The following is a 4857-nucleotide window of genomic DNA, read 5'->3' on the forward strand; positions in this document are numbered from 1 at the left end:
ACGCGCCCCAAAGCTGCTGCTGGTGATGCGGGCGGAGAAGCCCTTTGACAAGATCCAGACCCCGGAACTGGTGCTGCCCGACGGCACCAGCGTCCGCGTCGAGATTCTGGCCACCGGCCAGCAGTTCGTCGGCTTCGGCATCCATCCCGACACCAAGGGCGAATACCTTTGGTCGGACCAATCGCCGCTGGAGGTGCCCGCCGCCGATCTGCCGGTGGTCACCGCCGAGCAATGCGTCGCCTTCGTCACCCAGGCGGAAACCATCCTGCGCGGTATCGGCGGCCAGACGCGGGCCGAGATCAAGGGAGTCGAGCGGGCGGGCCGCAAGGCGGCGGGCATCTCCGCCAATGCCCAGGACGTGCCCGACCGCGATCTGATCGCCTCGGCCCTCGATCACATCCCCAACGACGATCTGCCCTACGACGAATGGATCAAGGTCGGCTTCGCCCTCTATGCCGGTCTCGGCCCCACAGGCGCCGACCTGTGGGAAAGCTGGTCGGCGCAGGCGTCCAAAAACGATCCCGCAGCCACCGCCGACAAGTGGCCCAGCTTCGCGACGGGCCGCGACATCACCGTCCGCACCTTGTTCTGGGAGGCCAAGAAGAACGGCTGGGAGCGCCCCAAATCCGCCCGCAAGCGAGCCCCGCACCCCAATCCCTATGAGGGTATGAAACGCGACTGGGCGGCCCCCGGTCGCCCGACCATCCGCGTCACGGCGGGCGATCTGCCCCGTGTCGTTGGCGAGGGGGAAATGGCAATAATGAACTCCCGCCTGCCGCTCTATCAACGCGGCAGCATGGTGGTGCGCCCGGCCTCGTCCGCCGTCACCATCACCGACGGGCGCAAGATCAACGCCCCTCGTCTGGTCGTCGCCAACCGCCACCACATCGCAGAGGCCATGACCGTCGCGGCCCATTGGGAGCGCTTTGACTCCCGCGCTATGGATTGGGTCTCGACCGACTGCCCGTTGCGCATCGCCGACACCTATCTCGCCCGCGAGGGCATGTGGAAGCTGCCAGTCCTGACCGGCATCATCAACGCCCCGACGCTGCGGGCCGACGGCTCTCTGCTGGACCAACCCGGCTACGACACCGCGACCGGACTGTTGTTCGATCCGCAGGGAGTGTCCTTCCCCACCATTCCCGAATTCCCGGATCGCCATCAGGCCATGGCTGCGCTGGGCTATCTCAAGCGCCTGATCGAGACATTCCCCTTCGTCGGCGAGGCGGATCGGTCGGTGGCTCTGTCCGGCATCCTGACCACCGCCATTCGCCGCTCGTTGCCCTCGGCCCCACTCCACGGCTTCAACGCCCCCACCGCCGGATCGGGCAAATCCCTGCTGGTGGATATCGCCAGCATGATCGTCTCGGGCCGCCCCGCCTCGGTCATCGCCCAGGGCAAGACCGAGGAGGAAATGGAAAAACGCCTGGGCGCTGCCCTGATCGCCGGTGATCCGCTGATCTCCATCGACAATTGCGAGATCGGCCTCGGCGGTGAATTGCTCTGCCAGACCCTCACCCAGCCCATGCTCAAGGTCCGCCTGCTGGGCAAGTCGCTCAACATCGAGGTGCCCAGCACGGCGGCGGTGTTTGCCACCGGCAACAACCTGACCGTGGTGGGCGACATGACCCGGCGCGCCATCCGCTGCACCCTCGATGCCGGTGTCGAGCGCCCCGAACTGCGCGAATTCAACCGCGACCCTGTCGCCACGGTGGCCGACTGCCGTGGGGATTATGTTGCAGCGGTTCTGTGTATCCTGCGCGCCCACCACCTTGCTGGCCGTCCGCAGCAGACCACGCCGCTCGGCTCCTTCACCGAATGGTCGCGCTGGGTCCGCGATGCCCTGGTCTGGCTGGGCGAGGCCGATCCCTGCGCCACCATGGACAGCATCCGGGGAGCCGATCCCAAGCTGGAGGCGCTGACCATGGTGATGGAGCAATGGCACACCCATCTCGCGACCCGCCGCGCCTCGGTCAAGGAGGTGATCGATGTCGCCACCGATCAGATCGCCAGCTTCCATGGCCGCGCCGAATTTATCAACCCCGACTTCCGCGAAGCCCTGCTGGCCGTGGCCGGCGATGGTGGCGCCATCAGCGGCAGGCGCCTGGGCAAATGGCTGGCTGCCAACCAGGGCCGCATCGTCAACGGCATGCGGCTGACACCCGATGGCCAGCACGCCGGCGTCGTTCGGTGGCGGCTGTGGGATCAGGGATCAGCAGCGGAGACCGCAGCCGTTACCGCCAATGTCCATGCCTTCCCCCACCATGCGGGCTGACCCCTCGTGGTGGGTTTGGTTGGTTTGGAGGGTTTGTTGCCGTACCCCACAGGAAACTGTCAGAGAGATATTTTTTCTTTGAGAAAGACACATCCATTGTCACAGAGAAAAAGAAAACATGTTTGACAGTTTATAGAGGCGGGCCAAAACAAACCCTCCAAACCAACCAAACCCACCACAGCATCATAGCAAGCGAGTGCCAATCGTTACCAAACGTTGCGAATGAAATAGCGCTGCCACCCTGGTAGACTGTCTCCCGGTCACAAGAGGCACTGCCTCCACCAGCCCGGAAGGCGCGGTTCCTCCTGGGCCTTTCCCTATGCGGGGAGCCTCAGCGCACGACCTTGCCAGCCTGGGGCCGCACAATGACTAAACTAAACACCGTCGAGACCAAGACCGAGTTCGCCACCCGCGTCGGCCTCACCAAGGGCCGCATCTCGCAGTTGGTCGCCGATGGCCTGCCGGTCCGGCCCGACGGCACCATCGCCATTGCCGAGGGGCTGGCCTGGATGGAAAGCAACCTCGATCCGGCGCGACGCAACAAGGGCGGTACCTCTGCCCCCACCACCACCGGCACCCTGTCGCTGTCCGAGGCCCGGCGCATGTACATGGTGGTGCAGGTGCAACGCGCCCGCCTCGCCTACGACAAGGAACGCGGCCAGGTGATCGACGCCAAGGAAGCGGCGGCGGCGGTGTTCTCGCGGGCCAAGGCGGAACGCGATTCCCACATGGCCTGGGTCAGCCGCACCGCGCCGCTGCTGGCCGCCGAGACCGGCGCCGATCCGCAAGCGACCTTCGCGGCCCTCGACCGCTTGATGCGCGAGCATCTGGAGCACCTGTCCGACACCCCGGTGTGGAGCCTGCGCGATGCAGGGTGATAGCGCCCAGGTGGTGGTGGACCGGGCATGGCGGCGGGGCATCCGGCCCGAGCCGCCGATCCCGGTGTCGGAATGGGCCGACCGCAACCGGGTGCTGCCCCCCACCTCGGCCGAACCGGGCCGCTGGCGCACCAGCCGCACGCCCTATCTCAAGGCGGTGATGGACGCCCTGTCCACCGCCAGCCCCTATGAGCGGGTGGTGCTGATGAAGGGCGCCCAGACCGGCGGCACCGAAGCCGGCCTCAACTGGCTGGGCTACATCATCCACAATGCCCCCGGCATCACCATGCTGGTGCAGCCCTCTCTGGACATGGTGCGACGCAACACCACGGTGCGCATCGATCCGCTGATCGAGACCACCCCGGCTTTGCGCGAACTGGTCTCACCCGCCCGCTCGCGCGACGCCGGCAACAGCCTGTTCCGCAAATCCTTCCCCGGCGGGCAACTGGTGATGACCGGGGCCAATTCCGCCGCCGGCCTGCGCTCCACCCCGGTGCGCTACCTGTTCCTCGACGAAGTGGACGGCTATCCCGGCGATGCCGATGGCGAAGGCGATCCCGTCGATCTCGCCATCCAGCGCACCGCCACCTTCCGGGGGCGTCGGCGCATCTACATGGTCTCAACGCCGACGCTGAAAGGCCATTCCCGCATCGAGGCCGCCTTCCTGGACTCCGATCAGCGGTATTTCCATGTCCCCTGCCTGCATTGCAACGACATGGCCCCGATCACCTGGGTGCGCATCCGCTGGCCCGAGGGCCGCCGCGATCAGGCGTTCCTGATCTGCGAGTCCTGCGGCGGCATCCATCACGAGCACGACAAGCCGCGCCTGCTGGCAGCAGGGGAATGGCAGCCCACGGCGGCGGGCGATGGCCGCACCGCCGGCTTCCATCTGTCGGCGCTGTATTCTCCGTGGGAGACCTGGGCCGAAATCGCCACCGAGCATGGCCGCGTCAAATCCGATCCGCCCCGGCTCCAGGTCTGGGTTAACACCAAGCTAGGTGAGTCCTGGGAGGACCAGGCCGGCGACACTGTCCCCGCCGATCCGCTGATGGCCCGGCGTGAGGACTGGGGCGACCGCCTGCCCGAGGCCGCCGCCGTGCTGACAGCCGGCGTGGATGTCCAGGGCGACCGGCTGGAGGTGCAGGTGATCGGCTGGGGGGCCGACGAGGAATCCTGGGTGGTGGAGTATCGCGTTCTGTGGGGCGATCCCTCCGGCCCGCGCGTCTGGGCCGACCTGGATATGTATCTCGCCACCACCTTCGCCCATCCCAAATCCGTCGCCGACCTGCCCATCCGCGCCGCCTGCATCGACACTGGCGGCCACCACACCAAGGCCGCCTACGAGTTCTGCCGCACCCGGCTGGCGCGGCGCATCTGGGCGATCAAGGGCCGTGGCGGCACCGGCATCCCGGTCTGGCCCCGCCGCCCCACCCGCGTGCGCGGCAAGGTGCCGCTGTTCATCGTCGGCGTCGATGCCGTCAAGGACGCCCTCTACGCCCGGCTGCGCCTGACCGAACCCGGCCCCGGCGCCGTCCATTTTCCCCGCCGGATGGATGTCGACTACTTCCGCCAGCTCACCGCCGAGCGAGTCGTCACCCGCTACGACCGGGGCCGCCCGATCCGCTTGTGGCAGCCCAAGCGGGACGGCGAGCGCAACGAGGCGCTGGACACCTTCGTTTATGCCACCGCTGCCCTGCACGGTCT

General features: G+C 67.2%; 3 protein-coding genes. All 3 read left to right on the forward strand.

What is annotated here, in order from left to right; translation table 11 throughout:
* On the forward strand, positions 1 to 2275 hold a 2275-nt coding region (locus H261_RS22430), incomplete at its 5' end, for a PriCT-2 domain-containing protein (RefSeq protein WP_008622383.1).
* Positions 2276 to 2640: 365 nt separating this feature from the next.
* Positions 2641 to 3153, forward strand: a complete 513-nt coding sequence (locus H261_RS22435) for a hypothetical protein (protein ID WP_008622384.1) — start codon at positions 2641 to 2643, stop codon at positions 3151 to 3153.
* Positions 3143 to 4857, forward strand: a 1715-nt coding sequence (locus H261_RS22440; protein ID WP_008622385.1) for a phage terminase large subunit family protein, incomplete at its 3' end; no start/stop codon positions are given. The genes H261_RS22435 and H261_RS22440, both read left to right, overlap by 11 nt.

It is taken from the genome of Paramagnetospirillum caucaseum, from assembly GCF_000342045.1.
Taxonomy (GTDB): domain Bacteria; phylum Pseudomonadota; class Alphaproteobacteria; order Rhodospirillales; family Magnetospirillaceae; genus Phaeospirillum; species Phaeospirillum caucaseum.